We start from the raw sequence: 1,540 nt of genomic DNA, 5'->3' as shown, positions 1-1,540 counted from the left end.
GGGCGGGTCGCGCGGGAGGCGAAGTAGCGGGCGCGGAGCTGCTGGTTGGTGACGTTGCGCAGGCCGAACGCGGTCCGGTAGACGAGCTTGACGAGCCGGTTGACGCCCTCCGTGGCCGCGTTGGACAGGGAGTGGAGGACCGCGTTGGCGATCTCGGCACGCCACTTGGAGATCGTCTCAGCGAGAACGGTGATCTCGGGGACGGTCTCGCCGACGGTGGCGCAGTAGGTGAAGAACCTGGTCAGGGCGTTGGAGACGTCGGAGCGGGTGATCGGGTGGCCGGAGCGGTGCGCGGCGAGCGCGAGCACGGCGCGCAGGAGCTCCTTGGCGCGCCAGGCGGCGGTGATCTGCCGGCCGCGGTCGCCAAGGTCGGACAGGGTACACAGCAGCCGGCCGCGGGCGGCCGGGGAGAGGGCCTCCTCCCGGCGCACGAGCAGTCCCTTGATCTTGTATTCGGGGTCGTCGGCGCGGCCGCGGCGACCGTGGTGCTCCTGGGTGACCCGGCGGCGGACGTCGCCGATCACCTTGTTCGCGAGCTGGGTCACGTGGAAGGGGTCGACCGCGAGCATGGCGTCGGGCAGCGCGGCCCGGGCCGCCGCCTTGTAGACCGTCGACATGTCGATCGTGACGGCCCAGATCCCGGCCCGCCAGGCAGCGGGCTGGGACAGGACCCAGGCGGCGGTGCCGGCGACGGTCCGGCCCTCGACCTGGCCGAGCAGGCCGTGGCCGGCGTGGTCGACGAACACCGTGAGCCAACGGTCGGCGTCCTCGACCCACCGGCCGCTGTCGGGGTCGCGGTGATACCGCGGGCGGCCCCGGCGGTGCTCGTCGAGCCCGAGCACCCCGACCGGCGGCAACGGCCCGGACACCGACCGCCTCACCGGCCCGCCGCCCTCCCCTTCGGCCGCGTCGGCGCCGGCTTCCGTGACCCCGTCCTCGGCGCCGGGAACGACCGTGTCCTCGCCGACGGGGCCAAAGGCCACGACCCCCGCCGCGTCGGCGACCACGGCGAACGCGTCCTGGGCCGTGCACCAGGCCACCCCGACCGCACCAGCGACCCTGCTGACCGGCACCCCCCAGTCCCCGACCAGGTGGCCGACCGCCTTCCGCCCCACCGTCGACACCCGCGCGCCCCGCGCCGCCAGCGGCCCGCTCTCGACGAAACTGCCCTGCTCGCAGCCGGACTGGTCACAGAACAACCGCGGCTTGTGGACGGTCACCCGCGCCGGCGCGACGACGAGGTGCGCCAGCCGCTGCCCGACGAACTCCTTGATCCGCCCCGACGGCTCGCCGCAGCGCGGGCAGCAGGCCACCACCGGGCCGGCCACATGCAGCGACCAGGAACCGTCCCTCTCCCGCTCCACCGCCGTAACCACCACCCCGGCCAACCCCAGGAACTCCGCCAACGCCAGCCCGCTACCCTCGAACACGCGCACCCGTCCACTCGGCGATCACTTCCTTCAGCAAGAGCGATCATGCCGAATGGCGGGTGCGTCCTACTTCCCGGAATCACCGGCGCTACGCACAGTCACAACCGGCC

Annotated in this window: 1 protein-coding gene; it reads right to left on the bottom strand. The window is 73.6% G+C overall.

Annotated elements, in window-relative coordinates:
• Positions 1-1,430 (bottom strand): transposase (locus tag FMEAI12_RS34700; RefSeq protein ID WP_235015060.1); only part of this gene is annotated, 1,430 nt, incomplete at its 3' end.
• Positions 1,431-1,540 lie beyond the last annotated feature (110 nt).

It is taken from the genome of Parafrankia sp. Ea1.12, from assembly GCF_900465275.1.
GTDB classification, from domain to species: Bacteria; Actinomycetota; Actinomycetes; order Frankiales; family Frankiaceae; genus Parafrankia; species Parafrankia soli.
This window is presented reverse-complemented; position numbering and strand designations above follow the sequence as displayed.